General features: G+C 69.7%; 24 protein-coding genes. 17 read left to right on the forward strand and 7 right to left on the reverse strand.

All coding sequences use genetic code 11. The features are described 5' to 3' along the window. The first annotated feature begins 399 nt into the window (after nucleotides 1–399). The 9 genes from OG735_RS37175 (at nucleotide 400) to OG735_RS37215 (ending at nucleotide 9,352) form a co-directional block, all read left to right on the forward strand. The gene (locus OG735_RS37175) at nucleotides 400–1,875 is read left to right on the forward strand and encodes a cellulase family glycosylhydrolase (protein ID WP_327327547.1); all 1,476 of its coding nucleotides are present in this window, start codon (nucleotides 400–402) and stop codon (nucleotides 1,873–1,875) included. 82 nt (nucleotides 1,876–1,957) lie between these two features. Further along, nucleotides 1,958–3,256: an alpha/beta fold hydrolase gene (locus OG735_RS37180; RefSeq protein WP_327327548.1), complete on the forward strand. Its 1,299-nt coding sequence runs from the start codon at nucleotides 1,958–1,960 to the stop codon at nucleotides 3,254–3,256. A 28-nt stretch (nucleotides 3,257–3,284) separates the two neighbouring features. Then, the gene (locus tag OG735_RS37185) at nucleotides 3,285–4,019 is read left to right on the forward strand and encodes a PIG-L deacetylase family protein (RefSeq protein WP_327327549.1); all 735 of its coding nucleotides are present in this window, start codon (nucleotides 3,285–3,287) and stop codon (nucleotides 4,017–4,019) included. Nucleotides 4,020–4,171: 152 nt separating this feature from the next. After that, nucleotides 4,172–4,543 (forward strand): hypothetical protein, encoded by a 372-nt coding sequence (locus OG735_RS37190; RefSeq protein ID WP_327327550.1) that lies wholly within the window; start codon nucleotides 4,172–4,174, stop codon nucleotides 4,541–4,543. Nucleotides 4,544–4,663: 120 nt separating this feature from the next. Then, nucleotides 4,664–5,632 (forward strand): NADPH:quinone oxidoreductase family protein, encoded by a 969-nt coding sequence (locus OG735_RS37195; RefSeq protein WP_327327551.1) that lies wholly within the window; start codon nucleotides 4,664–4,666, stop codon nucleotides 5,630–5,632. Next, entirely contained in the window at nucleotides 5,629–6,810 is a 1,182-nt protein-coding gene (locus OG735_RS37200; RefSeq protein WP_327327552.1) for an acyl-CoA dehydrogenase family protein, read from the forward strand. The genes OG735_RS37195 and OG735_RS37200 overlap by 4 nt, the downstream gene beginning before the upstream one ends. Then, entirely contained in the window at nucleotides 6,807–7,904 is a 1,098-nt protein-coding gene (locus tag OG735_RS37205; RefSeq protein ID WP_327327553.1) for an acyl-CoA dehydrogenase family protein, read from the forward strand. Before OG735_RS37200 ends, OG735_RS37205 begins: the two co-directional genes overlap by 4 nt. Nucleotides 7,905–8,273: 369 nt before the next feature. After that, entirely contained in the window at nucleotides 8,274–9,140 is an 867-nt protein-coding gene (locus tag OG735_RS37210) for a phosphatidylinositol-specific phospholipase C/glycerophosphodiester phosphodiesterase family protein (protein WP_442812640.1), read from the forward strand. Nucleotides 9,141–9,145: 5 nt separating this feature from the next. After that, nucleotides 9,146–9,352, forward strand: a complete 207-nt coding sequence (locus OG735_RS37215; RefSeq protein ID WP_442812553.1) for an MmyB family transcriptional regulator — start codon at nucleotides 9,146–9,148, stop codon at nucleotides 9,350–9,352. Between the two features lie 98 nt (nucleotides 9,353–9,450). Here OG735_RS37215 and pspAB read toward each other — a convergent pair whose 3' ends face one another. Both pspAB and htpX read right to left on the reverse strand, forming a co-directional pair. Next, on the reverse strand, nucleotides 9,451–10,050 hold the full coding sequence (pspAB, locus tag OG735_RS37220; protein ID WP_327327554.1) for a PspA-associated protein PspAB: 600 nt from the start codon (nucleotides 10,048–10,050) through the stop codon (nucleotides 9,451–9,453). A 55-nt stretch (nucleotides 10,051–10,105) separates the two neighbouring features. Next, nucleotides 10,106–11,026, reverse strand: a complete 921-nt coding sequence (gene htpX / locus OG735_RS37225) for a zinc metalloprotease HtpX (RefSeq protein ID WP_327327555.1) — start codon at nucleotides 11,024–11,026, stop codon at nucleotides 10,106–10,108. Between the two features lie 344 nt (nucleotides 11,027–11,370). Here htpX and OG735_RS37230 point away from each other — a divergent pair, with 344 nt between their 5' ends. Beyond that, nucleotides 11,371–11,565, forward strand: coding sequence for a hypothetical protein (locus OG735_RS37230; RefSeq protein WP_327327556.1), 195 nt, complete (start codon nucleotides 11,371–11,373; stop codon nucleotides 11,563–11,565). On the opposite strand, the gene OG735_RS37235 is transcribed toward OG735_RS37230, so the two are convergent. Next, the gene (locus tag OG735_RS37235) at nucleotides 11,555–11,989 is read right to left on the reverse strand and encodes a hypothetical protein (RefSeq protein ID WP_327327557.1); all 435 of its coding nucleotides are present in this window, start codon (nucleotides 11,987–11,989) and stop codon (nucleotides 11,555–11,557) included. The genes OG735_RS37230 and OG735_RS37235 overlap by 11 nt on opposite strands. 156 nt (nucleotides 11,990–12,145) lie before the next feature. On the opposite strand from OG735_RS37235, the gene OG735_RS37240 reads away from it, so the two are divergent. Then, nucleotides 12,146–13,714, forward strand: coding sequence for a hypothetical protein (locus tag OG735_RS37240; protein ID WP_327327558.1), 1,569 nt, complete (start codon nucleotides 12,146–12,148; stop codon nucleotides 13,712–13,714). A 4-nt stretch (nucleotides 13,715–13,718) separates the two neighbouring features. On the opposite strand, the gene OG735_RS37245 is transcribed toward OG735_RS37240, so the two are convergent. Continuing rightward, complete coding sequence (locus OG735_RS37245) at nucleotides 13,719–14,075, reverse strand: DUF779 domain-containing protein (RefSeq protein ID WP_327327559.1); 357 nt, start codon at nucleotides 14,073–14,075, stop codon at nucleotides 13,719–13,721. A gap of 149 nt (nucleotides 14,076–14,224) precedes the next feature. Between OG735_RS37245 and OG735_RS37250 the strand changes: the two genes are divergently transcribed. The 5 genes from OG735_RS37250 to OG735_RS37270 all read left to right on the forward strand — a co-directional run bounded on the left by OG735_RS37250 (nucleotide 14,225) and on the right by OG735_RS37270 (nucleotide 19,884). Then, on the forward strand, nucleotides 14,225–14,791 hold the full coding sequence (locus OG735_RS37250; RefSeq protein ID WP_327327560.1) for a dihydrofolate reductase family protein: 567 nt from the start codon (nucleotides 14,225–14,227) through the stop codon (nucleotides 14,789–14,791). Nucleotides 14,792–14,851: 60 nt separating this feature from the next. Then, nucleotides 14,852–15,298, forward strand: coding sequence for a nitroreductase family deazaflavin-dependent oxidoreductase (locus tag OG735_RS37255; RefSeq protein ID WP_327327561.1), 447 nt, complete (start codon nucleotides 14,852–14,854; stop codon nucleotides 15,296–15,298). Nucleotides 15,299–15,687: 389 nt separating this feature from the next. Beyond that, on the forward strand, nucleotides 15,688–16,533 hold the full coding sequence (locus OG735_RS37260; protein ID WP_327327562.1) for an MIP/aquaporin family protein: 846 nt from the start codon (nucleotides 15,688–15,690) through the stop codon (nucleotides 16,531–16,533). 54 nt (nucleotides 16,534–16,587) lie between these two features. Then, a complete protein-coding gene (glpK, locus tag OG735_RS37265) occupies nucleotides 16,588–18,105 on the forward strand; it encodes a glycerol kinase GlpK (protein ID WP_327327563.1) in 1,518 nt (505 codons plus the stop codon). A gap of 66 nt (nucleotides 18,106–18,171) precedes the next feature. Continuing rightward, nucleotides 18,172–19,884: a glycerol-3-phosphate dehydrogenase/oxidase gene (locus tag OG735_RS37270; RefSeq protein WP_327327564.1), complete on the forward strand. Its 1,713-nt coding sequence runs from the start codon at nucleotides 18,172–18,174 to the stop codon at nucleotides 19,882–19,884. Between the two features lie 376 nt (nucleotides 19,885–20,260). On the opposite strand, the gene OG735_RS37275 is transcribed toward OG735_RS37270, so the two are convergent. Next, on the reverse strand, nucleotides 20,261–21,646 hold the full coding sequence (locus OG735_RS37275) for a diacylglycerol/lipid kinase family protein (RefSeq protein WP_327327565.1): 1,386 nt from the start codon (nucleotides 21,644–21,646) through the stop codon (nucleotides 20,261–20,263). A 576-nt stretch (nucleotides 21,647–22,222) separates the two neighbouring features. On the opposite strand from OG735_RS37275, the gene OG735_RS37280 reads away from it, so the two are divergent. Then, a complete protein-coding gene (locus OG735_RS37280) occupies nucleotides 22,223–22,357 on the forward strand; it encodes a hypothetical protein (protein ID WP_327327566.1) in 135 nt (44 codons plus the stop codon). Between the two features lie 117 nt (nucleotides 22,358–22,474). On the opposite strand, the gene OG735_RS37285 is transcribed toward OG735_RS37280, so the two are convergent. Together OG735_RS37285 and OG735_RS37290 are read right to left on the reverse strand one after the other, a co-directional pair. Further along, a complete protein-coding gene (locus OG735_RS37285) occupies nucleotides 22,475–23,365 on the reverse strand; it encodes a SigB/SigF/SigG family RNA polymerase sigma factor (RefSeq protein ID WP_327327567.1) in 891 nt (296 codons plus the stop codon). A gap of 106 nt (nucleotides 23,366–23,471) precedes the next feature. Next, complete coding sequence (locus OG735_RS37290) at nucleotides 23,472–26,012, reverse strand: SpoIIE family protein phosphatase (RefSeq protein WP_442812554.1); 2,541 nt, start codon at nucleotides 26,010–26,012, stop codon at nucleotides 23,472–23,474. Between the last annotated feature and the right edge of the window lie 34 nt (nucleotides 26,013–26,046).

Raw genomic sequence — 26,046 nt, forward strand, 5'->3', positions numbered from 1 at the left:
CCGTAGCCGACGCCGCCTCGACCGAAGCCGAACCCGAAGCCGAACCCGAAGCCGAATCCGCCCGCAGGGTGCGATACACCCTGGCCGAAGGCTTCCGGCTGCGCGGCCCGCCGGAGCCCACGGCCCGGCACAGCGGCCGGGCGGCAGCGCACACGGGCAGGGCTGTACGAGTCGTACGGCACGCACGCGCCGCCGTTTCTTGTCATGGCCCTTGCAGGGCGGGGTGCACGCTGCTATTCCACCGGTTAGGAAAGTTTCCTTCCAGTCGTATCCGTCAGGCAGCCGAATCCGTTGGTCCGTCGTATCCGCCAGTCAGTATCCGCCAGTCAGTTTCAACCGCCGGTCAGTTCTGTCCGGCAATCAGTCCCGCCCCCACCAGCCCAGGCAAGGGAGACCCCCATGAGACCGGCACGGTTCTGGTTACGCTCGCTCGGCGGCGTCGGCACCCTCGGCGCCGCCCTGCTCCTCGGCCTCACCGCAGCGCCCACAGCCCCGGCCGCCCCTGCGGCGTCCGCGGCCCCGGCAGCTGCCGCCGTCACCCACGAGGCCGAGAACGCGGTCATCTCACAAGGCGTCGTCGAGTCCAATCACGCCGGCTTCACCGGCACCGGCTTCGTCAACTACAACAACAGCACCGGCAGTTACGTCGAGTGGACGGTCGACGCCGCCCAGGTCGGCAGCACCTCGCTGACCCTCCGCTACGCCAACGGCACCACCGCCAACCGTCCGATGGACATCACCGTCAACGGCGCCGTCGCCGCCGCCAAGCGCGCCTTCCCCGGCACCGGAGCCTGGACCTCCTGGGCCACGACCACCGTCACCGCCGACCTCAAGGCCGGCGCCAATATCATCCGGGCCACCGCAACCACCGCCAACGGCGGCCCCAATGTGGACCATCTCGCTGTCGAGACGGGCGGGCCGGCCCCCGGCGGCAAGACCCCCGTCGCGATCAACGGACAGCTCAAGGTCTGCGGCACCAAGCTATGCAACCAGTACGGCAAACCCGTTCAGCTGCGCGGCATGAGCACCCACGGTCTGCAGTGGTACAGCCAGTGCGTGACCTCCGGCTCACTCGACGCCCTGGCCACCGACTGGAACGCCGACGTCCTGCGCATCTCCATGTACATCCAGGAGGGCGGCTACGAGACCAACCCGCGCAAGTTCACCGACCTGGTCCACTCGATCATCGAGCAGGCCACCGTGCGCGGGCTGTACGCGATCGTCGACTGGCACATGCTCAGTCCCGGCGACCCGAACGTGAACCTCTCCCGCGCCAAGACCTTCTTCACCGAGATCTCGCAGCGCCACGCCAACAAGAACAACCTGCTGTACGAGATCGCCAATGAGCCCAGCGGTGTGAGCTGGTCGAAGATCAAGAGCTACGCCGAGCAGCTCATTCCGGTCATCCGGCAGAACGACCCGGACACCCCGATCCTGGTCGGCACCCGCGCCTGGTCATCCCTCGGCGTCTCCGAGGACTCGGACGAGACCGAGATCGTGAACAACCCGGTCAACGCCGCAAACATCATGTACACGTTCCACTTCTACGCGGCCTCGCACGGCACCGAGTACCTCAATACGCTCTCCCGTGCCGCCGACAGACTCCCCATGTTCGTCACCGAGTTCGGCACCCAGACCGCCTCCGGCGACGGCGGGAACAACTTCACCAGGGCCCAGCAGTACATCGATCTGATGGCGAGCAAGAAGATCAGCTGGTCCAACTGGAACTACTCCGACGACGAACGCTCCGGCGCCGTCTTCAAGGTGGGAACCTGCAACAAGAACGGTCCCTGGACCGGCACCGGACAGCTCAAGCCCGCCGGTGTCTGGGTCCGCGACCGGGCCAGGACCCCGGACGACTTCCCGACAAGCTGACACCGGCTCCGTATGTACCCCGCCCGCCCATGTGATCCCATGGGCGGGCGGGGCGTACTGAAAGACAGGAGCAGGAGCAGCAGTGACCAGCTATCGCCAGCCGGGAATCATCCTCACCGACCGGCACTTCACCGTCCCGCTCGACCATGCCGACCCGGCGGGGGAGCAGCTCGAGCTGTACGGCCGCGAAGTCGTCGCGAGCGGGCGGGCCGGCGCGGATCTGCCCTGGCTGGTCTATCTGGAGGGCGGCCCCGGCTTCGGTGCCCGCCGCTTCATCGGCAAACAGGCGTGGCTGGGACGGGCCGTGCAGGAGTACCGGGTGCTGCTCCTCGACCAGCGTGGCACCGGCCGCTCCACTCCGCTGAACCGCCAGACACTGTCGCTGCGCGGCGGACCGCAGGCCCAGGCCGACCACCTCGCGAACTTCCGGGCCGACAGCATCGTGCGCGACTGCGAGACGATCCGGCCGCGGCTCACCGGCGGCGCGCCGTGGACCGTACTGGGCCAGAGCTTCGGCGGATTCTGCGCCACGCACTATCTCTCCACGGCGCCCGAGGGCCTGCGCACGGTGCTTGTCACCGGCGGTCTGCCCTCCCTGGACGCCGGCGCCGAGGACGTCTACCGAGCCGCGTACCCCCGCATCCAGCGCAAGGCCGAGGCCCACTACGCCCGCTACCCGCAGGACGTGGAACGGGCCCGCCGTATCGCCGCGCACCTCGGCGAGCACAAGATCGTGCTGCCGGGCGGCTACGCCCTCACGCCCGAGGCCTTCCAGTCACTCGGCGTCCTGCTCGGCGGCGGGGAGGGCAGTCATCAGCTGCACTATCTGCTGGAGGATGCCTTCGTCCGTACGCGAGCGGGGTACGAACTCTCCGACGCGTTCCAGGAGAGCGTGCTCGCCACCCTCTCGCACACCGCGCATCCGCTGTACGCCGTACTGCACGAAGCGATCTACGCCCAGGGCGCGGAGCCGACCGACTGGGCGGCCGAACGGGTCCGGGCCGAATTCCCGCAGTTCGACGCTGCCACAGCCCTGGCCGGTGACGGGCCCCTGTTGTTCACCGGGGAGACCGTCCACCCCTGGCACTTCGAGGTGGACCCAGCGCTGCGCCCGCTGCGCGAGGCCGCCGAAATCCTCGCCGCGCGCACCGACTGGACCCCGCTGTACGACCCGGCCCGGCTCGCCGCCAATCGTGTGCCGGTCGCCGCGGCCATCTACCACGACGACATGTACGTCGACACGGATCACTCGCTGCGCACGGCGCGCACCATCCGCGGACTGCGCACCTGGGTCACCGACGAGTACGAGCACGACGGGGTGCGGGCCGGCGGTCCGCGCGTCCTCGACCGGCTGCTCTCCCTCGCCCGCGCGGAGCTCTGACGCACATTCAGCGCCGTATCCTGCGCCCATGACCGAGCAGTTGGAACCCATGCCCGACGACTGGCAGCGCGCGCTGGCCGTGGTCGCCCACCCCGACGATCTCGAGTACGGCTGCGCCGCGGCCGTCGCCGGCTGGACCGACGCCGGACGTGAGGTCGCCTACCTCCTGGCCAGCCGCGGCGAGGCGGGCATCGACACCATGGAACCGGCCCGGTGCGCCCCGCTGCGCGAGCAGGAGCAGCGGGCGAGCGCGGCCGTCGTCGGCGTCTCCACGGTGGAGTTCCTGGACCACAAGGACGGAGTGATCGAGTACGGGACGGGGCTGCGCCGGGACATCGCGGGGGCCATCCGGCGCCACCGGCCCGAGCTGGTCATCACCCTCAACCACCGTGACACCTGGGGCGGAACCGCGTGGAACACCCCCGACCACCGGGCCGTGGGCAGGGCCACGCTGGACGCGGCGGGGGATGCGGGAAACCGCTGGATCTTCCCCGAACTCATCGCCGAGCAGGGTCTCGAGCCGTGGAACGGGGTGCGGTGGGTGGCCGTCGCGGGCTCCACCACGCCCACCCACGCGGTCGACGCGACGCCCGGCCTGGAGCGCTCCGTACTCTCGCTGCTGGAGCACCGCAGCTATATCGAGGTGCTGACGGACCAGGACCCGGAGACGTACTGCCGCAACTTCCTCACCGGAAGCGCCCAGGGTGCGGCGGAGCGCTTCGGCGGCCGTCCCGCGGTCACCTTCGAGCTGTTCCGGCGCTGACGTCGACGGTGCGGCCTTCTGGCAGTTCCTCAGAATGGGGCCGGGTGCAGCAGCGTGGAAAAGGTCGGCGGTGTGAACGGACCCAGGGGCAGCGGCCCTTTCGCTTTCCGCCGGCACCCCAGGACGGTCCTCGGGCGTCTACGGAGGCCCACGTGTCCCGCAGCGCCCATCACATTCCCCGGCGCCACGACGACCTCGGTCCCACGTGGGAGGAGCGCTACCGCTCCGTCGCGCTCCGCGCGCTCGTGCTGCGCTCCCTGCGGTACAGCCGCCGCGAGCAGATGCCGGCCCGCGCCGAGGGCCGCTGCGCCCGGCCACGGCTCGTACGGACCGGCTTCGCGATCCACCAGTACGACCGGGCGTACCGGTCCACACGGCTCGGCAGCGTCACCGGTCAGGTCGAGCGCAGGGCCCGTTGTGCCGTACGGATGCGGTGCGACGAGATCCGGCGGGCGCACCGGGCCGGTGCGGACATCGATCTCGATGTCCCGCCGACCCGCCACCGGCACGGCGCCTTCCACTGAAGGTTGCGCCACGGGTCCGGGCCAGGCCGAAGCAGGCCTGATCGGGTCTTCCGCCGAGGCAAGCGACCGCTTAGTATGCGATGGAGCGCAGTACCGCCTACGGTTTGTGGAGGCCCCGAAATGCAGGCATGGCGAGTGCACCGGAACGGCGAGCCGAGCGAGGTGATGCGGCTCGAAGAGGTGGACCGGCCCACGCCGGGCGAGGGGCAGCTGCTGCTGAAGGTCCGCGCCGCGAACATCAACTTTCCCGACGCGCTGCTCTGCCGCGGCCAGTACCAGATCAGGCCGCCGCTGCCGTTCACGCCGGGTGTGGAGATCTGCGGTGAGACCGAGGACGGCCGCCGGGTGATCGCCAACCCCGCGCTGCCGAACGGCGGACTCGCCGAGTACGTCGTCGCCGACGCGGCGGCGGTGCTGCCCGCGCCCGAGGCCCTGGACGACGCCGAGGCGGCCGCCCTGCACATCGGCTACCAGACGGGCTGGTTCGGGCTGCACCGCCGCGCGCACCTCCAGGCCGGGGAGACGCTGCTCGTGCACGCTGCGGCGGGCGGCGTCGGCAGCGCCGCCGTCCAGCTCGGCAAGGCGGCCGGCGCGCGGGTGATCGGTGTCGTCGGCGGCGCGGAGAAGGCGCGCACGGCAAGGGAGCTCGGCTGCGACATCGTCATCGACCGCCGGGAGGACGACATCGTCGCCGCGGTCAAGGAAGCCACCGGCGGCCGCGGCGCGGACGTCGTCTACGACCCGGTCGGCGGTGACGCCTACGCCAAGTCGGTGAAGTGCATCGCCTTCGAGGGCCGGATCGTGATCGTCGGCTTCGCCAGCGGCTCGATCCCCACCCCGGCCCTCAATCACGCCCTGGTGAAGAACTACTCGATCGTGGGCCTCCACTGGGGCCTGTACAACACGATGGAGCCGAGCGCGATCCGCGACTGCCACGAGGAGCTGACCAAGCTCGCTGCGCAGGGCGTGATCAAGCCGCTGATCAGCGGGCGCGTCGCCATGAAGGACGCCGCGGACGCCGTCCAGCGCGTCGCGGACGGCACGACCACGGGCCGCCTGGTCGTCATCCCGGAAGGAGAAGCCCGATGACGGACGCCACCGAAGTGCGCAGCCGCACTGAGCAGTTGCTGGCCGCGCACCCACCGGCCACCACGGACCGCACCGACTTCCTGAAGGCACGCTTCGACGCGGGCCTCGCCTGGGTGCACTACCCCAAGGGCCTCGGCGGACTCGACGCCCCGCGCACGCTGCAGACCGCCGTCGACGCCGAGCTGACGGCTGCCGGCGCGCCCGACAACGACCCGCGCCGTATCGGTATCGGCCTCGGCATGGCCGCGCCGACCATCCTCAAGTACGGCTCCGAAGAGCTGAAGCAGCGCTTCCTTCGTCCTCTGTGGGTCGGCGAGGAGGTGTGGTGCCAGCTGTTCAGCGAGCCGGGCGCGGGCTCCGACCTCGCGGCGCTCGGCACCCGGGCCGTGCGGGACGGCGACGACTGGGTCGTCAACGGCCAGAAGGTGTGGACGTCCAGCGCCCATGTGGCCCGCTGGGCGATCCTCATCGCCCGCACCGACCCGGACCTGCCCAAGCACCGGGGCATCACCTACTTCATCTGCGATATGACCGACCCGGGTGTCGAGGTGCGGCCGCTGCGCCAGATCACCGGTGAGGCGGAGTTCAACGAGGTCTTCCTGACCGATGTGCGTATCCCCGACGCACACCGCCTCGGCGAGGTCGGCGAGGGCTGGAAGGTCGCCCAGACCACCCTGATGAACGAACGCGTCTCCATCGGCGGCAGCCGCCTCCCGCGCGAGGGCGGGATGATCGGCCCGATCGCGCAGACCTGGCGCGAACGCCCCGAACTGCGTAACCACGATCTGCACCAGCGGCTGCTGACGCTCTGGGTGGAGGCGGAGGTCGCCCGGCTGGCCGGAGAGCGGCTGCGCCAACAGCTCGCCGCCGGCCAGCCGGGCCCCGAGGGCAGCGGAATGAAGCTCGCCTTCGCCCGCCTCAACCAGGAGATCAGCGGCCTTGAGGTCGAACTCTGCGGCGAGGAAGGCCTGTTGTACGACGACTGGACCATGAGCCGTCCCGACTTCGTCGACTTCACCGGGCGCGACGCCGGCTACCGCTATCTCCGCTCCAAGGGCAACTCCATCGAGGGCGGCACCAGCGAAGTGCTGCTGAACATCGTCGCCGAACGCGTCCTCGGGCTGCCCTCCGAGCCGCGCAACGACAAGGACGTCGCCTGGAAGGACCTGGCCCGATGACGACTCAGCCCACACAGCCCGATCTGCTGTACTCCGAGGACGAGGACGACCTGCGGGCCGCCGTACGCTCTCTGCTCGCCGACCGCGTCGATACGGCGTCCGTCCTGGTGCGCGCCGAGTCCGGTACGCCGTACGACCCCGAGCTGTGGAAGGCGCTCGCCGGGGACATCGGCGCGGCCGGACTCCTCGTACCCGAGAAGCTCGGCGGGCAGGGCGCGAGCCACCGCGAGGCCGCCGTGGTGCTGGAGGAGCTGGGTCGCAGCGTCACCCCCGCGCCGTATCTCACCAGCTCCGTCATCGCGACCCAGACCCTGCTCGCGCTCGACACGGAGACGGAGGCCGTCGCCGGGCTGCTGACCGAGCTGGCGGCCGGCCGCAGGACCGCCGTCCTCGCCGTGCCGCTGTCGGCTTCGCCCGACGGGCCGCTCCCGGTCGACGCACCCAGGATCACCGGTGTAGCGGATGCCGCTGCCGCCGATGTCCTCCTGGTGCTCAAGTCCGACGGCCTGTACGCGGTCGAGACGGCGAACGCCACCGTCGAGGCGCTGACCCCGCTCGATCTGACCCGTCCGCTCGCCGCCGTCACCCTCGACGACACGGCCGACGCCAGCCGCCTCGCGGACGCGGAGACCGGTGAGGCGGCCGTACGCCGCGGACTGCTCGCCGGGGCCGGGCTGCTCGCCTCCGAGCAGCTCGGACTCGCCGAATGGTGCCTGGAGGAGACGGTCCGTCACACCCGCGAGCGCCACCAGTTCAACCGGCCCATCGGTTCGTTCCAGGCGCTCAAGCACCGCATGGCCCAGGTGTGGCTGGAGGTCGTCTCGGCCCGGGCCGCGGCCCGTAACGCGGCGGACGCCCTCGCCACGGACAGCTCCGACGCCGCCCTCGCGGTGACCGTGGCGCAGACATACTGCTCCCGGGTGGCCGTGCGCGCGGCTGAGGAGTGCGTCCAGCTGCACGCCGGAATCGGCATGACCTGGGAACACCCCGCGCATCTGTACCTCAAGCGCGCCAAGTCCGACGAGATCGCCCTGGGCACGCCGGGCCGCCACAAGGAGGCGCTGGCCGCACTGGTCGACCTGCAGGCTCCGTAGGGGCTGTGCACCGAGGCACTGTTCACCGCAACTCGGGCCGCCGCGCCGACCATCGGCGCGGCGGCCTGCTCGATGCCGCCGGAACTCAGCTCCGCGTGAGCAGGGCCGTGCGGCCCGCCCGCGCCGTCCGCCGTGGCGACACCGGACGAGATCCGGCCGTTCACCACCCGGGACCGTCACGTCTCCGACACCCGGGACCGCCACGCCCCTGACCCGTTCGACCGCTGGACGGCGAGCTCCCCGCGCTCCGGTAGCCGTCGTGAGCACCAGGTGACGGGTGGCCGAACTCTTCGCGCTGCTCTGCCCATTGGGCTGCCCCGGGCGGATACTCACCGGTGTCCCTCCCGACCCGCAGAGCCCGGAGGCACCATCGTGCTGCCCACCCGTCGCAGAGCCGTCACCACCCTCGCCGCCGCGCTCACCGGCGCCGTCGCCGTGCCCGCCCATGCGCAGGCCGCCGAGAAGCACGGCGGGCGGACCGGCCCGCAGCCGCTCCGCCGGGCCCACGCCCACAACGACTACCTGCATGAACGGCCCCTCCACGACGCCCTGTCGCACGGCTTCACCAGCGTGGAGGCCGATATCTTCCTGGTGAACGGCGAGCTGCTCGTCGCCCATGAGCCGGCGGACCTCGACCCGACCCGCACCCTGCGCTCGCTCTACCTCGACCCGCTGCTGGCCCGGGTGAAGGTCAACCACGGCTCCGTGTACCGCGGTTACCGGCGGCCCGTCCAGCTGCTGATCGACATCAAGACGGACGGCGCCGCCGCGTATCTCGAACTCGACCGCCAGCTGCGGCACTACCGGCGGATGCTCAGCACCTACGCGTACGGCCATGTCCGCCTCGGCGCCGTCACCCCGGTCATCTCCGGCGACCGCGCCGCCCGCGTACCCATGGAGGCGCAGCGAGTGCGGTACGCCTTCTACGACGGCCGCCTCGAAGACCTCGGCACCACCGCCCCCGCCTCCTTCGTCCCGCTGATCTCCAGCAACTGGACGGAGAGTTTCAGCTGGCTGGGCACCGGCCAATTCCCGGCCGCCGAGCGGCAGAAGCTGCACGCGATCGTCGCTGACGCCCATGACCACGGGCAGCGCGTCCGTTTCTGGGCGACGCCCGACGTGGCCGGTCCCGACCGCGACGCAGTGTGGACCGAGCTGCTCGCCGCCCGCGTCGACCACATCAATACGGACGATCTGGCTGCGCTCGAGCGCTTCCTCCGCGCACGGGGTCAGTAGACATCGTGGGCGTCCACGAGACGGACACCAAAACCGTCCGCCACCCCGATGTCGGAGTACTCACCCTCGACTGTGACGTCCTGATGGTTCCCGGCAGCGATCCACGCATCGTCGCCTACACCGCCGCCCCCGGCAGCGACGCCTCCGACCGGCTGGGGCTCCTCAACGTCATCGGCACCCAGGCCATGACCGAGAACAGCACCCAGGCGTAGCACTCAGCCGCGCCGCACACAGGTGGGCGGGCAGAGCGCCGGGCCGGCAGTCCGCGGTCGCTCGGTGCGGTAGTGCCCGCGGTGGTCAAGTCCGCCACCTACCTCGGACCCCCGAGGCCCGGCGCGCCCCAGACCGGGAACCAGCGGGCCAGGTCCGTCTCGATGCGGAGGTCGTCCGTGAGCAACGCCCTGGTCTGCAGTTCCAGGGCGTTGTCGCGCTTCTCCTTTGTGCCGGCGAGCGGTGCGAAGGGGTAGAAGGTGCCGCGCTTGTACAGGTAGACCAGCGCCAGCGAGCGATCGCCGGATGTCTCATGGAAGGCGATCAGGGAGCAGAGCAGCTGCGGGCCGAAGCCGGCGTCCTGGAGCAGGGTGTTGACCGCGTGCAGGTCGTTGACCAGCGAGGCCGTGTCGTCGGCGGGGTGGCGGGCGAGGAGCCAGGTGTAGCCGTACGCGTCCTGGCTGAACTCGACCGGGACGCCGCCCCGGTCGGTGTCGGTGTCGAGCAGCTCTCGTACGTCCTCCTGGAGTTGCGCGAAGGCGCCGCCCTCCACGCTGGCGAAGCACACCGAGCCGATGCCGGTCGGAGTGAAGCCGGCGCCCGCCTGGAGGGTGATGGCGGCGGCGGGCAGGCCGAAGAGCTGGTCGAGGTCGGGCCGTACCGGCTTGCTGCGGCCGAGGATCGTGTCGAGGAGTCCCACAGAAGTGCCTCTGTCAGTCGTCTGTCGGGCGTCTGTCAGTTGTCGCGGGGGCGCGTTACGGGCGGGCCAGCTGCGTCGAGATCTTGCCCAGCTGGTCCAGACGCTGCTCCAGCGTCGGGTGCGAGGACAGCAGGCGGCTCAGGCTCTCCTTGGAGGAGAACGCCGGCGCGAACCAGAAGGCGTTGAACGGCTCCGCCTTGCGCAGGTCCTGCGTCGGGATCCTCGCCATGTCGCCCGTCACCTTGGTGAGCGCGGACGCGAGCGCCGAGGGGCGGCCGGTCAGCAGGGCGGCCGCGCGGTCGGCGGACAGTTCGCGGTAGCGGGAGAGCAGTCGGGTCAGCAGGAAGCTGATCACGTAGACGACCGCGCTGACCAGGGGTATCAGGAGCATGGCGATCGCGGCGTTGCTGTCGCGGCTGCCCCCCGCCCGGCCGAAGCCGCCCCACACGGCGATACGGGTCATCACGCCAGCCAGGACACCGAGGAACGATGCGATCGTCATCACTGCGACATCGCGGTGGGCGACGTGCGACAGCTCGTGGGCGAGGACGCCCTCCAACTCCTCCGGCTCCAGCCGGCGGAGCAGGCCGGTGGTGGCGCAGACCAGCGCGGTCTTCTCGTTGCGGCCGACGGCGAAGGCGTTCGGCACATCGCTGTGGGCGATCGCGACGCGGGGCTTGGGCATGTCGGCGAGCGCGCAGATACGGTCGACGGCGCCGTGCAGCTCCGGCGCCTGCTCCGGAGTGACCTCGCGAGCGCCCATGCTGAAGGCCGCGAGACGGTCGCTGAACCAGAACTGCGCGATGAAAAGCCCGCCTGCGATCAGCAGAATGATCGGCCACGAGCCTCGGAGGATCGCCAGCAGGGCGCCGACGAAGACGACATAGAGCAGCCCGATCAGGAACATCGTCGTCACCATGCGGGTGGTGAGTCCCTGATCCGGGGCGTAGCGGGACGGAGGCCGGTTCCCTGGCATCTGACACCCTCCGGGCGGAGCTGTTTCTCGTCCCCCCTCACTCGATTGTGCTCCTGTCGCAGCTATAGCCGGGATAAGTGAGCTCGCGCACGCCGTGTGGGTTGACGTGCCGCAGCCCTTGGCGCGGTCGGGCCGGCCGCGTCGAGCCGTCCGTACTGGCCGCGATGGGGCAGATGCTCCGCGTCACCGGCGCGCGTTCAGCACCTTCGTCCGGCGCCTCTCCACTCGAAGTCACCGGCAGACAACACCCGAACGGCGGACACGCCAGTCGGCCGTACGGGCCCTCCACTACGCCAGACTGACGGCCGAATGCCGCAATTCCGGCGCGGCGGAGGAGGTTGGCGATGGCTATTTCGATCTCGTTGGTGCTGTTTCTGCTGGTGCTCACAGTGATCTTTCTGCGGAACGGCGGACTGAAGATGTCTCATGCCGTGGTCTGTGCCCTGCTCGGGTTCTTTCTCGCGAGCACGAGCATGGCGCCGACCATCCAGGAAGGCATCGCGGCCACCGCCCATGTGGTGGGCAGCCTCAGACCGTGACCTCCGGCGGCACCTCGACGTCCGGCGGCAGCTCGAAGTAGCCTCCGCCGCCGGCGTCCACATGCACCACATGGGTCCCGACGCGGACGATCTGAGCCTCGCCGACCCGCCAGGACCCGCACTCTTCCTCGCTGTCCACCAGCGGCGTCCACACCTCGCGGAACGTGCTGCCGTCCGGGTTCGTACCCGTCTCGATCAGCCGGTCACCGGCCCGTTGAAGGGTTCCCACATCCTCGCCGGGTTTCCCGACGTCGTGGTGGAAGCGGACATCGGTGCCGTCGTACGTGGTGATGCCGGCGAAGCCGCGGCTGTCCGCGTAGTAGGCGTCGATCTGGAGCCAGACCACCTGCTCGTTCTCCTGCAGGGGTCCGCCGTTGCGGCTGATTCCGGCGCGCAGCCAGGCGCCGCGAGTGGGGGCATTCACACGTACCAGCATGTCAGCCGGTGCCGTGCGGCCCGCTCATTTCGCGATCATGAAGCGTCCGTAAAACCCATGGCCTTTCCATGGACACCTCAAGGGGTCGGCTCTAACGTCGGGCGGCGGCGCGACCCGTACACCCGTACGCAACCGAGGAGCCGCATGTCCCGAAGAGCGCTCGTCCGCGCAGTGGCCCTGGCCCTGGCCGTCGCCGCGACCACCTTCACCGCCCCCGCCGCGCAGGCGGAGGAGATACCCAAGGCACCCGGCCACCGACTGGTCAGCCAGTACGAGGGCGCGCCCGCCGACGCTCGGCCGGTGCCGGGGCAGGCGCCCCCGCAGCACCCCTTCCTCGCGCCCAACGGACGCAGCGGCATGCACGCGGACGCGGCGGGCAGTGGCACCCATCCCTTCTCCGGTCCCCTCGGCCGCGACCCCGAGGTCACCAGCGAGCGGATCGCCCCGGTCGGTGGCGAGTGCGCCACCGCGACCTTCGACGCCGCCGGCCGACTGATCACCGTCTGCGGGACCTTCACCGGGTTCCTGCTGAAGCTTCTCGACCCGCGCACGCTCGACACGCTCGCCGAGTACCGGTTGCCGCAGCGCTCATCGACCGTCGAGGCCATCACCCGGCTGGACTTCTCCAAAATCTTCAAGGACACGTCCGGCGGCGCCTACTTCTACCTCGACGACCAGGACCGAGTGGTGCTGGCGGACTCGCGACAGCACATCCTCCGTATCGCCCATGAGCAGGCGGGCGACGGCAGTTGGCGCTTCGTCGTCGACAACGACTGGGATCTGACCGCCCACGTCCCGCACGACTGCGTCAGCTGGACGAACCTGTTCCCCAGCGGCACCTGCGATCCCGTCACCTCCGTCATGCCCGACTGGCAGGGCCGCATCTGGTGGGTGACACGGCTCGGACGCGTCGGCAGCGTCGATCCTCGGACGTCCGAGATCCGTTCGGTCCGGCTCGACGGCGAAGAGATCCAGAACTCCTTCTCCGTCGCCCGGGACGGCGTGTCGATCGTCTCCGACCACGCCCTCTACAGCTTCCGTTCGGGCCCCGACGGGACACCGAAGATCCAGTGGCGCCAGACGTACGACCGCGGAACGGGTACCAAGCCCGGTTCCGTGAACCAGGGCTCCGGCACCACGCCGGACCTGTTCGGCGACGGCTATGCCGCCATCACCGACAACGCCGACGACCGGATGAACGTCCTCGTCTACCGCCGTGGCACCGACGTCCCGGCCGACCGCCGCCTCGTCTGCAAGGTGCCCGTCTTCGGATCCGGCGCGTCCACCACCGACAACTCCCTGATCACCTGGGGCAACAGCATCGTCGTCGAGAACAACTACGGCTACGAGAACCCGGCCTCACTCACCTTCGGCCGCACCGTTGTCGGCGGCGTGAGCAGGATCGACGTACGCGAGGACGGCAGTGGCTGCGACACGGTCTGGCAGAGCGGCGTCCGCTCGCCCTCCACCGTCCCCAAGCTCTCCACCGCCAACGGCCTCCTCTACTTCTACGAGAAGGAGCCCAACCAACTCGGCATCGACGCCTGGTATCTGACCGCCGTCGACTTCCGCACCGGCGAGCGGCGCTGGAAGCGGCTCACGGGCACGGGCCCGTCGTACGACAACAACTGGGCGCCGATCACCATCGGCCCCGACGGCACGGCCTACGCCGGGGTCTTCAACGGCATCGTGGCGGTACGGGACCGCGGCTGACGCCTCATGCACCCACAACGCGCGACCGGATCAGGAACCGCACTCCTTCCGGCGCCTCCAGCGAGAAACCGCTGCCCCGGCCCTCGACGACATCGACGATGAGCCGGGTGTGGCTCCAGACCTCGTACTGGCTCCTGGACATCCAGAAGGAGACGGACTCCTCGACGCCGTCGACCCGGAGATCCTCGAGGAGGACGTCGGACGCGCCCGTGCGGAATTCACCTTCCGGGTAGCACATGGGCGCGCTGCCGTCGCAGCAGCCGCCCGACTGGTGGAACATCAACGGACCGTGGGCCGCCCGCAGCCGCCGCAACAGATCGGCGGCTGCGGGGGTCAGCTCCACGCGCGGGGCCTCAGTCATCCCGCCAGCAGAGCACCGACGAGGTTGCAATGCCGTTGCAGCGCCTTCGCGGAAGATTTTCCCCCTGGGGTGTCGATCGGGCCCGACACCGTTCGACATACCGGTGTTAGGCGCCGAAGGGGGCGCACCACGCATCAGGAGGAACGGTCATGCGGAAGATCATTTACTTTGTCCACGCGTCGCTCGACGGACACATCGACGGGCCCGGCGGAGCCTTCGACTGGCCGGTGCTCGGACCGGACCTCGGCGCGTACGGCGACGGCCTGCAGGAACGCGTCGACGCCTTCCTCTACGGGCGTGTGGTCTGGGAGATGATGTCCGGCTACTGGCCCGACGCCGAGTCGATCTCCGACGACCCGCACGACCTCGCCTTCGCGCCCGTATGGCGTCGTACTCCGAAGATCGTCTTCTCCAGGACCTTGCAACAGCCGGACGGGAACGTCCGAGTGATCGGCGAGAACCTCGCCGAAGAGGTCGCGGCCCTGAAGCGGGGCCCGGGCAAGGACCTGCTGCTGACCGGCGGTTCGACACTGCCGTCCGCCCTCACGGAGTTCGGCCTGATCGACGAGTACCACATCGTCGTGCACCCGGTGGTCCTGGGCGGCGGCAGGCCGCTGTTCCTGCAGGGGAAGCAGCGGCTGAACCTCGAGTTCGTCGAGTCGCGGTCCTTCGACGCGCGGACCGTGCTGCTCCGCTACGAACGTCGGGCGGGATGATTGCGTGGCCCCAGGGCGTTGAGTCCCTGTACGCAAGTCTCCGACGATGGGATGGATGACATGCCTCTTGAGGGCGAGTACGAGCCGAGCCCGGAGAAGTGGGTGCGCGACCAGGTCGAGCTCTTCGAGAGCTCCGGCGGTACCAAGGGAACGACGATGCGCGGTATGCCCGTCATCCTCCTGACGACCAAGGGCGCCAAGAGCGGCAAGATCCGTAAGTCCCCGCTCATGAGGGTCGAGCACGAGGGCACCTACGCCGTGGTCGCTTCGCTGGGAGGCGCCCCGAAGAACCCCGTCTGGTACTACAACGTCGTCGCCGACCCCCGGGTGGAGCTGCAGGACGGCCCGGTGCGTCAGGACATGACGGCCCGTGAGGTGACCGGGCACGAGAAGGCCGTGTGGTGGGAGCGGGCCGTCGAGGCGTACCCCGACTACGCCGACTACCAGAAGAAGACCGACCGCGAGATCCCGGTCTTCGTCCTGGAGCCCGCGGCCAAGGACAGCTGAGCGCAGGCCTCTGACCGGCGTGGCCTACGTCCCTGCCGGTCAGAGGCGTCTGTCGGCCCCTGCCGGCTTCATCCCGCCGCCGGTTCCCGGCATCTCCCATGAGCATCGTCACGCACCCCCCATGCGATCGCACGTCTGACTCTCGACGCCGCCCACAGCGGCTGAGCTCTCAGGGGCTCTGACCTGCGGAGTGAGCCCGTTCACCAACTGCCGGACGAGTCGCGATGCCGGTGACGAAAGCCGGCCGGTCCGCTCGGCAGGGCCCACCACGCGGTGAGCAAGGGGTGGCCAAGGGCTGTGCGTGCGGCTGGCTCTTGATCGTCCTATGCTGATATCTGGAGAAATCGGGCAGTCGACGGCCGGTCTGGGCCGGCGGAGAGTGGGCTTCCATGGCTGAGCGACTCAAAAGATCAGGGTTGATCGGCGAGCTTTCGGCCGAATTCGTCGGCACCATGATTCTCATCCTCTTCGGTTGCGGCGTCGTGGCCCAGGTGGTTGCCGGCGGAGCCCTCACGGATCCCCCGGGCGGCCTCGGGAATCACGACAGCATCGCCTGGGCATGGGGTCTCGGCGTGACCCTCGGCGTCTATGTGGCGGCGCGAATGAGTGGTGCTCACCTCAACCCCGCGGTGACCGTGGCCCTGGCGACGTTCAGGGGTTTCCCGTGGACCAAGGTGGCGCCCTACGCGCTGGCGCAGACGGCCGGCGCCTTCGTCGCAGCCCTGGTGGTGCGCTGGAACTACACCGAGGCGCTGGCGAAGGCGGACCCCGACCACACCTTCAAGACGCAGATCGTCTTCTCCACGCTGCCCGCCAACGGCAACCCGAATCTGCCGGTCAGCGAATGGGGTGCGTTCCGCGACCAGATCATCGGCACCGCGATCCTGCTGCTGCTGATCATGGCGATCACCGACCTGCTCAACACGCCCCCCGGCGCCAACCTGGCCCCCTTCATCATCGGCCTGGTCGTCGTGGCGATCGGCATGGCCTGGGGCACCAACGCGGGCTACGCGATCAACCCCGCACGTGACCTCGGTCCCCGGCTGGCCAGCTTCCTCACCGGGTACGGCGGAGCGTGGCGAGATCAGTACGGGAACTTCTACTTCTGGGTGCCCATCATCGGTCCACTGATCGGCGGCGTGCTCGGAGCGTTCCTGTACAAGTTCTTCGTCGGCCGGTTCCTGCCGACTGCGGAGCCGGAGCCCCCAGGACGCGTCCCGACCCCCGAGGCCTGACCGGCCCAGCGCGAGGCCGCAACCCAGTCCATCCCACAGGAGAGGCGGCATGCCATGGCGGACTTCGTCGGCGCGGTGGACCAGGGAACCACCAGCACGCGTTTCATGATCTTCGACCACGACGGGAACGAAGTGGCGAAGCACCAGATGGAGCACGCCCAGATTCTTCCGCGCTCGGGGTGGGTCGAGCACGACCCGGTGGAGATCTGGGAACGTACCAACTCGGTGATACAGAACGCCCTCCGGCACGGGAACCTGTCCCCGTCCGACCTGGCGGCGATCGGTATCACCAACCAGCGGGAGACAACCGTTGTCTGGGACCCCCGCGACGGCCGTCCCTACTACAACGCCATTGTCTGGCAGGACACCCGCACCGACTCCATCGCGGCCGCACTGGAACGCTCGGGCCAGGGTGACATCATCCGCCGTAAGGCGGGGCTGCCGCCGGCCACCTACTTCTCCGGCGGCAAGATCAAGTGGATTCTGGAGAACGTCGACGGAGTCCGTGAGGCGGCGGAGCAGGGCCATGCCCTCTTCGGCAACACGGACTGCTGGGTCCTGTGGAACCTCACCGGCGGTCCCGACGGCGGCATCCACGCCACCGACGTGACCAACGCCAGCCGCACGATGCTGATGAACCTGGAGACCCTCGACTGGGACGACGAGTTGCTGGGTTTCTTCGACATTCCCCGGGCGATGCTGCCCACCATCAACCCGTCCTCCCACCGGGAGGCATTCGGCGCGACCCGAACCTCCCGGCCGCTGCGCGCCGCCATTCCCATCACCGGGGTGCTCGGCGACCAGCAGGCGGCCACCGTCGGGCAGGTCTGTTACGCGCCCGGCGAAGCCAAGAACACCTACGGCACCGGCAACTTCCTGGTGCTCAACACCGGGACCGAACTGGTCCGCTCGCAGCACGGCCTGCTCACCACCGTGGCGTATCAGTTCGGCGACAGCCCGGCGGTCTACGCCCTGGAGGGCTCCATCGCGGTCACCGGGTCCGCGGTGCAATGGCTGCGCGACCAGATGAAGATCATCACTGACGCCGCCGAGAGCGAGCGTCTGGCCGGCACCGTCGAGGACAACGGCGGCATGTACTTCGTCCCCGCTTTCTCGGGCCTGTTCGCCCCGTACTGGCGCTCCGACGCCCGTGGCGCGATCGTCGGCCTCGCCCGGTACAACAACAACGGACACCTGGCGCGGGCCACCCTGGAAGCCATCTGCTACCAGAGCCGCGACGTGGTGGAGGCCATGGAGCAGGACTCCGGCGTCCACCTGGACGTGCTCAAGGTCGACGGCGGAGTGACGGCCAACGACCTGTGCATGCAGATCCAGGCCGATGTCCTCGGCGTACCGGTCAGCCGCCCGGTCGTCGCCGAGACCACCGCGCTCGGTGCCGCCTACGCGGCCGGTCTGGCCACCGGCTTCTGGCAGGACACCGACGAGCTGCGCACCCACTGGCAGGAGTCCAAGCGCTGGGAGCCCGGGTGGTCCGAGGAACAGCGCGCGGAAGGCTATGCGGGCTGGAAGAAGGCGGTGGAGCGCACGCTTGACTGGGCCAAGGTCGAGTAGGTCCCCGCCGGGCGGGCACGCCCCCGGCCACGCGCGGCGCACGACCGCAGCACGAGGAGGAGACCGATGGCGAACCCGGTGGCTCTCTCGCCCGAGGCGCGCGCGGAGGCTCTCGTCCGGCTGGGAGAGGGTGAGCTGGACGTCCTCGTCGTCGGTGGCGGTGTCGTGGGCGCCGGGTCGGCCCTCGATGCCGCCACCCGGGGCCTGACGGTCGGTCTCGTCGAAGCCCGGGACTGGGCCTCGGGCACGTCCAGCCGCTCCAGCAAGCTGATTCACGGCGGCCTGCGCTACCTCGAGATGCTCGACTTCCGGCTGGTCGCCGAAGCACTCAAGGAGCGGGGACTGCTGCTCCAGCTCCTGGCGCCGCATCTGGTGCGGCCGGTGCCCTTCCTCTACCCACTGCAACACCGGGTCTGGGAGCGCCCTTACGTCGGCGCCGGCGTGCTGCTCTACGACACCATGGCCGCGGCCTCGGGCACCTCCAGCGGCCTGCCCCACCACCGCCACATGCTCAAGCGCCAGGCACTGCGCGAGGCGCCCGCTCTGCGTTCCGACGCCCTGGTCGGCGCGATCCAGTACTGGGACGCCCAGGTGGACGATGCCCGGCACACCATGTTCCTCGCGCGCACCGCAGCCGCCTATGGAGCATTGGCCGCCAACCGCACCCGCGTCAGCCGCTTCCTGCGCCAGGGCGAGCGGGTGGTGGGAGCTGTGGTCACGGACCTGGAGACCGGCAACGAGACCGAGGTGCGAGCCAAGCAGGTCATCAACGCGACCGGCGTGTGGACCGACGACACCCAGGCCATGGCCGGTACCCGCGGCCAGTTCCACGTCCGCGCCTCCAAGGGCGTGCATCTGCTGGTCCCGCGCGACCGGATCATTTCCCGCACCGGGCTGATCCTGCGCACGGAGAAGAGCGTGCTGTTCGTCATTCCCTGGGGGCGGCACTGGATCATCGGGACGACCGACACCGACTGGACACTGGACAAGGCCCACCCCGCGCTGAGCTCCAAGGACGTCAGCTACCTGCTGGAACACGTCAACCGCGTTCTGGTCACACCGCTGGCCGCCGAGGACGTCGAGGGCGTCTACGCCGGTCTGCGCCCGCTCCTGTCCGGCGAGGCCGCGGAGACCAGCAAGCTGTCCCGGGAGCACCTGGTCGCGCACCCGGTCCCCGGGCTTGTCGTGGTGGCCGGCGGCAAGTACACGACCTATCGGGTCATGGCCAAGGACGCGGTCGACGAGGCGGCCCGTGGTCTGGACGAGAAGGTGGCCTCCTGCGTCACACAGCGCGTTCCGCTGCTCGGTGCCGACGGCTATCCGGCCCTGTGGAACTCCCGGCACAATCTCGCCAAGCGCTCCGGGCTGCATGTCGCCCGCATCGAACACCTGCTGAACCGTTACGGCTCCCTGGTGCAAGAACTGCTCGACATGGTCGAGACCGACCCCTCACTCGGTGAACCGTTGCCGAGCTCCGACGATTATCTGCGGGTCGAGGCCGTCTACGCGGTGACCCATGAGGGAGCCCGCCATGTGGAGGATGTGCTCGCCAGGCGTACCCGGATCTCCATCGAGTCCTGGGACCGCGGCGTGGACGCGGCGCGTACCGTCGCCGAACTCATGGCACCTCATCTGGAGTGGGACCGGGCGCACCGGGAGCGCGAGGTCGACCACTACCTGAAGCGGGTGGCGGCCGAACGCGAGGCTCAGCAGCAGCCGGACGACCAGACGGCCGACGCGGTGCGGCTCGGCGCCCCCGACATCATCCCGGTGCGCTGAGCGGGACGTTCCAGCGGGTGCCGGCCGAGCGCTCCGACGGCCGCCGTGCCGCGCTCGGAGGTGTTCCGGAACGATGCCCGCGTACAAGTGCTCGCCATGAGCACGGGGGTACGACGACGCCACTCCTGGCTGAACCGCCCTCGCCACCCCGGCGGTTCGATAACCGCGGTGCACCGGCGGTCGGATCCCGGGGGCCGCCGGGCTGTCTCTGGTGGCGGAGTCCCCCGTCCCCGAGAACAAGGGCAGGAGATGGCACGGGCGTTGACCGCCCACGGGGAGTGCGGCACCGGGCGGACGTGTGGCCCGAAGTCCTCAGGCCTTCGGGTGGCATCGCGCAGGCGCAGCAGATAGCGGGCGCCCGCCGTCCCCGCTGCGTTCAGCGGGTCTCGTCGGCCGGTTGTTGCCGGTCCGCCGGGCGGCCGAGGAACACGGCGGCAAGGTCGGCGACGGTCGACCGCGAGAGCAGGTGGACCGCCCGCCTCGCCGGGGAGAGACCGACCGCGTGCCGGGGGAGCCGCAGGCGGAGAGCCCCGGGCAGCGTGGCGAACACGATCGGCGGCTCGAGCGTCAACGCCTCGCCGTCGACCCCGACGGCCACGGGACCGCCGGAGCGTACCTCGAACCGCTCCGCGGTCCACTCGTGCCAGCCGGGGAACCGCCGCACCCGCCCGGCCGCCTGCAGGGTCGTGAACCTCACGGCTTCGGCTGCGTCGCGGATCGTCAGCGTGACCACGCCGAGCCTCCCGGAGTCCATGCGCTCCCGGGTGCCGTGGCCTTCGAGGCGGTCGAGCTGGTAGGGGCCGTTGGAGACGAGGATCACCGTCGCCGTGGAGTGCGGGGCGCCGTCCGGCCCGATGAAGCGCAGGTCGGGCGGGACCGCGTCCGGACCAAGGAGGTCGGGGAGTGTCTCCGCGGCGGTTTTGAGCTTGGCATCCCGGTACTGGGGCGACTGCACGAGGCGCCCGTACAGGCCGAGCGAGGCGTTGTTGACGAACACACGGCCGTTGATGGTCGCCAGATCGATCCGCCGCTCCACCCCGTCGACGAACGCGTCGAGGGCGCCGACCACATCGTCACGGTCCAGTCCGAGGTCGAGCGCGAGATGGTTGCGCGTGCCGGTGGGGACCACGACGTGCGGGATGCCGTGCCGCGCGGCGACCTCCGCGACGATCGCCTGCGAGCCGTCCCCGCCGGCCATACCGATCGCATCGGCACCGCGCGCGACCGCCTCCTCGGCGAGTTCTCGCAGGTCCTCACCCGGCTTCAACAGAACGGCCTTGATGCCGCGGCGGCGGCACTCGTCCGGCAGGCGGAACTGCCCGACCTTGCCTCCGCCGGACTTCGGGTTCATCAGCAGGACCGGGCGGACCGGCTTCGCGGCGGGTCTGCCCGCCGCCGCGACGGACCCTTCGCGCCGGCGCAGCGCGACGCGCGCCGCGGTCGTGGAGAGCGCCGCCAGCACGAGGATCACCGCGAAACGCGGCAGGCTGAAGTCCGAGAGGAACGCGACAGCCACCAGCAGTGCCAGCGCCAGGACCATGCCCAGGCCCGCCATCGCGCGTCGCATACCTCTGTGCGAGACCGCGTGCCAGCCTGCCGTCACCCCGACCAGCAGCGCCGCGACGGTGGCTACCAGGGCCGCCCAGTTCATGACCGCTCCGACGATGAGGGTGGTCAGCGCTCCCGGCAGCGCCGCCAGGGCGGTGAACGCGGCGAGGCGTTCGATGGGGCGGGGTCGGCCGGGCCGGTCGTGATCGGCCACTACGGAAGGCACCTCCTGGGTCGGTGGCGGGGCAGGCGGCCGCGGCGGAACGGCCGGGGGTCGCAAACCGCGGTCATTGGAATTCTCCAGCATGGCTGCCCGCACGCACGCCGCTCGCGGGACTCGCTCGGTGCCCGGCACCGAGGATAGACGGTGGCGTTGCGGGCGGGACGGCTGGTGCACCCGGCGCCGTGGAGAGGGTGGCAACGCCGACGCGCTCTGAGCGGTAGGCGGTCCGCGCGACCCGCGACAGCACCGGCGTACACCGGTGGCCGTCGTGGGAGGCGCACGCTCGACGCGGCGCGGTCTCGTCGCATATGCGGCTGCTGTCAGGGGGCCTTTCGAGGTGCTCACCGCGCGGGCCGATCACGGTCGAGGAACGCCCACTGTCCCGCTTCGGGCGGCACTGGCTGGGGTTGTACGGGCGGCGCCCGGTGCGAACAGCTCCGCGACCAGGGCAACCCAGGCGTCATCGCCGGCGCACCGGTTCTGCCGGGCGACACACCGGGCGCACATGGACCCGCCTGAGCACACGCGCATCCGCAGCAGCTGACCGGTGCCGACTTCGGAGCCCGGTTGATCAGGCCCCGCCACTCAGGCGGCCAGGAATGGCAGCTGCCGCTGGCCGCGGTCCGGGCCTGGGCCGAAGAGCACCTGGCCGAGATCGACCGCGCGAACGCACTCCACCAGGAAGGCCCTGTGGACGATTGACGTCTGCCGTCCGTGCCGCCCCTTCTCGGCCGAGGGATCTCCTGCGCGCCGAACTTCATTGCTGTGCGGCGTGCGTAGCCACGCATGTGCTCAGTGGGAAGGGACCGGTGCCGACGGTCAGTGGTCGGTGAGCATGCCGGTCCGGAGCTTTTTCAGTGTGCGGGCGAGGAGGCGGGAGACGTGCATCTGGGAGATGCCGAGCTCTTCACCGATCTGGGACTGGGTCCTCTCCTGGCCGAAGCGCAACTCGATGATGTGGCGTTCGCGCCTGTCGAGTTGGTCAAGGAGCGGGGCGAGGGCGTGGAGATCTTCGACGAGTTCCATTGCGGGGTCGCTCTCGCCGAGGATCTCGGTGTAGGCGGGGGCGATGCCGGCGCCTTCGTCGTTGGAGCCGCCCGGCGTGTCGAGGGAGCCGGCGGCGTAGCCGTTGGAGGCGATGAGGCCTTCGACGATTTCGTCCTCGCCGAGACCGAGGTGCTCGGCCAACTCCGTCACGCCGGGCTGGCGGCCCAGGCGTGTGACCAGTTCTTCCTTGGCCTTGGTCAGGTCGACATGAAGTTCCTGGAGTCGACGGGGGACATGGACGGCCCAGCTGGTGTCGCGGAAGAACCTCTTGATCTCGCCGACGATGCAGGGGATGGCGAAGGAAGTGAACTCGACTTCGCGAGACAGGTCGAAGCGGTCGATGGCTTTGATCAGACCGATGGTGCCGACCTGGATGATGTCCTCCATCTCACCGTTGCCCCGGTTACGGAAGCGGCGGGCGGCGAACCGGACCAGGGTCAGGTTTATCTCGATGAGCGTGTTGCGGGCGTACTGGTACTCGTGGGTGCCTTCATCGAGGACCCGCAGTCGATCGAAGAACAGCTTCGACAGCTCGCGCGCGTCCTTCGGGGCGATCTTCTCCGTGTCCTCGATCCACGGCAGTTCACCGACGCTGTCCTGGAAGTTGTTCTGGGGCAGCGACTCCGTGGCCGTGTGGCGTGTGGACGGTGTGGCTGTCGACATGCGTCATCCTTTCCAGAGTGAAGGTCCGGCGAGAATGCGCCTTCCCCGACCGCGCATGAGCATTCCGGTCAGGTGCCGGGATGCCCAGAAACGTCGGAGCGCACCATCACTTCACCTGGAGGCCGACGACGCATGTGTCGTCATCGGTGTCTGCCCTGCTGTGAGTGAGGAGCCGGTCCAGTCGTTGTTCGAGCGACTGGGTGGCAACGCTCGCGGTGGCGATCAGATGCTGTAGTGAGTCGTGGATGGAGGAGTCTCTTCGCTCGACCAGTCCGTCGGTGTACATCAGCAATGTGTCGCCCGCCTCGAGTCGTACTTCGCCTTCCTCGTACTCCGCTTGTGCGACGGCGCCGAGGAGCATGCCGCGGATGAGCGGCAGTGTCGTGGCCTGCTGCTCGCTCACCAGGACGGGCGGAAGGTGACCGGCGCGGGCCCAGCGCAGGACGCGGCGGCTGGGATCGTAGAGACCGCAGACCGCAGTGGCGGTGACCGGCTCGGTCAGATGGTGCGTCACTATGTTGAGCCAGGTCAGGAGCTGCGCGGGGCCTGCGCCGGTAACCGCGAGGCCACGTAGGGCGTTACGGAGGACGATCATGCTGGTCGCAGCCTCGATGCCATGGCCTGCGATGTCACCGACGCATACGAGGACCTGGCCGGACTGCAGGACGAATGCGTCGTACCAGTCGCCGCCGACCAGGTGCTCGGTCTCCGCGGGCCGGTAGCGCACTCCTACGCTGAGCCCAGGAGCGTTGATCGGCCCCCCGGCGGGCGGCATGATTGCCTGCTGGAGTTGCAGAGCCAGGCGGTTGCGCTCGGCCGACTCCTGTTCCGTGTGGGCGAGTTGGTCGCGTGTCGCTGCCAGCGCCACTTCGGTCCAGTGCTGCGAGGAGATGTCCTGGAAGGCACCTCGCACAGCCAGCAGCCGATCGTCCGCGTCGAGAACCGGCTCGGCGACGACCCGGACGTGCCGAGTGATGCCGTCGGGACGTTGCAGACGAAAGGCAGTGGAAGCGGCCCGCCGACGCCGGAACAGCGTACGGAGAAAGCGGCCGATGGCGACTGCGTCGTCGGGGTGGGCGTGCGCGGGCAGTTGCTCCAAGGGTATGGGTGCAGCGGTGGGCGGCAGGCCGTGGAGGCTGTGCAGCTGTTGGTTCCATGTGATCTTGCCGGTTGTGGTGTTCTCCTCGAAACCGCCGATGCGGCCCAGGCGCTGGGCGTGCTGCAACAGGCTGGCCAATCGGCCTGCTTCGTCTTCTATCCGCCAGATGAGCAATACGGCACCGCCGTGCCTGCTGATACTGATGTCGGCAACAGCTTCGAGCGGCACCTGATCGACCAGCGCGGTGAGCGTCATCCGCTGGGCGTGGAAGGGTTCACCGGTGGCATGCACCCGCTCCACCTTCTCGAACAGGTCACTGTCGCCGGCGGCCATGGGGTAGGCCTCCAGAAGCATTGCTCCGCTGACGGCGGTGCGCGGTCGTCCTGCAGGATCGACGAAGTGACGGTTTGTGTGATGGATGCGGAAGTCGGTCAGGAGCCCGTTGGCCTCGAGGTGAGGCAGCAGCACCAAAGCGGGGTCGTAGAGGCCGTCGACGAGGTCGACCAGTTCGGCGAGGTCTCGTTTCAGCGCGTTGGGTGCGCCCGGTGAACCGATGACTGGCGCTGTGTGTGTTTCCAGTGTGTGGGCGCAGAGTTCAGCGAGGGCTTCCACTTGACGCTGGATCTGAGGCGGTTGCGGCGCAAGGCGGTGGGGCCAGCAGATTTCCAGGACTCCGATGATCCGGCCGCCGGCGCCGGCCGGTACGGCCACTCGTCCGCCACCGGTTGCCTGACAATCGCTGATTGAGGGAAGGCCCGCTTCGGCGAGTGCCTGGAACCACACGGTCTGGCGCTCGGTCAGCGCTCGGCGGGCCACGGTCTCCACACCGGGCGGCACGTAATGCCAGCGCCCGGCTTCTTCCGCAGGGAACCCGGCGTTGCCGGCGAGGGTGAGAGACGCGTCATGTCCTGCTGCCCAGATGGCGACCGCAGTGGCACCCAGCGGGGCGAGCGCGTGCTGCATGACGGACTCGGCCACGGCCTGCGTGTCGTCTGCGGACAGTGCGCCGCTCTCGGCCGCGCGCAGCCGGACCGCGACAGATCCGGCTGTCCCGTCGGACGTCTCACTGGCACTGTTGGTCCGAGAGATGAAGTCGCGGGCCGCCTCGGTGAAACTGTCGTGTGCGGACTGATTGATGATGTCGGCAGCCAGCTCAAGCTGTGACATGCCCGATTGTTCGGCCAGCCCGGCGAGGTGCCCGGCTGCCTCGGTGGGGCCGCAGTGGAGCCGCTCGATCAGGACGCCTTTGGCGAGCTCGATCAAGGCGCGGCCATCAGCGGCGGCATGGGCTGCCTGGACTTCGCGGCGAAGGCGTTCGACTGTCGCGGCCAGTCGGCCGACCGCCGATGCGCCGACTGGGTCAGCGCTGACCTCAGCCCGGGCGCGCTCCAGGATGTCGGAGAGCTCGGAGCCTGCCCCCTCGTTGGTGCTGTCTTCCGAACCGTAGGACGGGGGCAGGGTACTGACGCGGGGGTACCGGTGATCGGAGGTAGCCCCCAGCGGCCCGTCATCCCGGACGGGCTCTTCGGGCGGCTGGGGGGTTTTCACCGTAGTGCTGCTCCTGACGGGATGGTTGACGCGC

The organism is Streptomyces sp. NBC_01210 (assembly GCF_036010325.1).
Taxonomy (GTDB): Bacteria; Actinomycetota; Actinomycetes; order Streptomycetales; family Streptomycetaceae; genus Streptomyces.

What these genes read in the sequence shown, in the direction of transcription:
- OG735_RS37175 (WP_327327547.1), top strand. Translation starts at nt 400, where the DNA reads ATGAGACCGGCACGGTTCTGGTTACGCTCGCTCGGCGGCGTCGGCACC.
- OG735_RS37185 (WP_327327549.1), top strand. Translation starts at nt 3,285, where the DNA reads ATGACCGAGCAGTTGGAACCCATGCCCGACGACTGGCAGCGCGCGCTG.
- OG735_RS37195 (WP_327327551.1), top strand. Translation starts at nt 4,664, where the DNA reads ATGCAGGCATGGCGAGTGCACCGGAACGGCGAGCCGAGCGAGGTGATG.
- OG735_RS37200 (WP_327327552.1), top strand. Translation starts at nt 5,629, where the DNA reads ATGACGGACGCCACCGAAGTGCGCAGCCGCACTGAGCAGTTGCTGGCC.
- OG735_RS37205 (WP_327327553.1), top strand. Translation starts at nt 6,807, where the DNA reads ATGACGACTCAGCCCACACAGCCCGATCTGCTGTACTCCGAGGACGAG.
- htpX (WP_327327555.1), bottom strand. Translation starts at nt 11,026, where the DNA reads ATGCCAGGGAACCGGCCTCCGTCCCGCTACGCCCCGGATCAGGGACTC.
- OG735_RS37230 (WP_327327556.1), top strand. Translation starts at nt 11,371, where the DNA reads ATGGCTATTTCGATCTCGTTGGTGCTGTTTCTGCTGGTGCTCACAGTG.
- OG735_RS37240 (WP_327327558.1), top strand. Translation starts at nt 12,146, where the DNA reads ATGTCCCGAAGAGCGCTCGTCCGCGCAGTGGCCCTGGCCCTGGCCGTC.
- OG735_RS37245 (WP_327327559.1), bottom strand. Translation starts at nt 14,075, where the DNA reads ATGACTGAGGCCCCGCGCGTGGAGCTGACCCCCGCAGCCGCCGATCTG.
- OG735_RS37250 (WP_327327560.1), top strand. Translation starts at nt 14,225, where the DNA reads ATGCGGAAGATCATTTACTTTGTCCACGCGTCGCTCGACGGACACATC.
- OG735_RS37255 (WP_327327561.1), top strand. Translation starts at nt 14,852, where the DNA reads ATGCCTCTTGAGGGCGAGTACGAGCCGAGCCCGGAGAAGTGGGTGCGC.
- OG735_RS37260 (WP_327327562.1), top strand. Translation starts at nt 15,688, where the DNA reads ATGGCTGAGCGACTCAAAAGATCAGGGTTGATCGGCGAGCTTTCGGCC.
- glpK (WP_327327563.1), top strand. Translation starts at nt 16,588, where the DNA reads ATGGCGGACTTCGTCGGCGCGGTGGACCAGGGAACCACCAGCACGCGT.
- OG735_RS37270 (WP_327327564.1), top strand. Translation starts at nt 18,172, where the DNA reads ATGGCGAACCCGGTGGCTCTCTCGCCCGAGGCGCGCGCGGAGGCTCTC.
- OG735_RS37285 (WP_327327567.1), bottom strand. Translation starts at nt 23,365, where the DNA reads ATGTCGACAGCCACACCGTCCACACGCCACACGGCCACGGAGTCGCTG.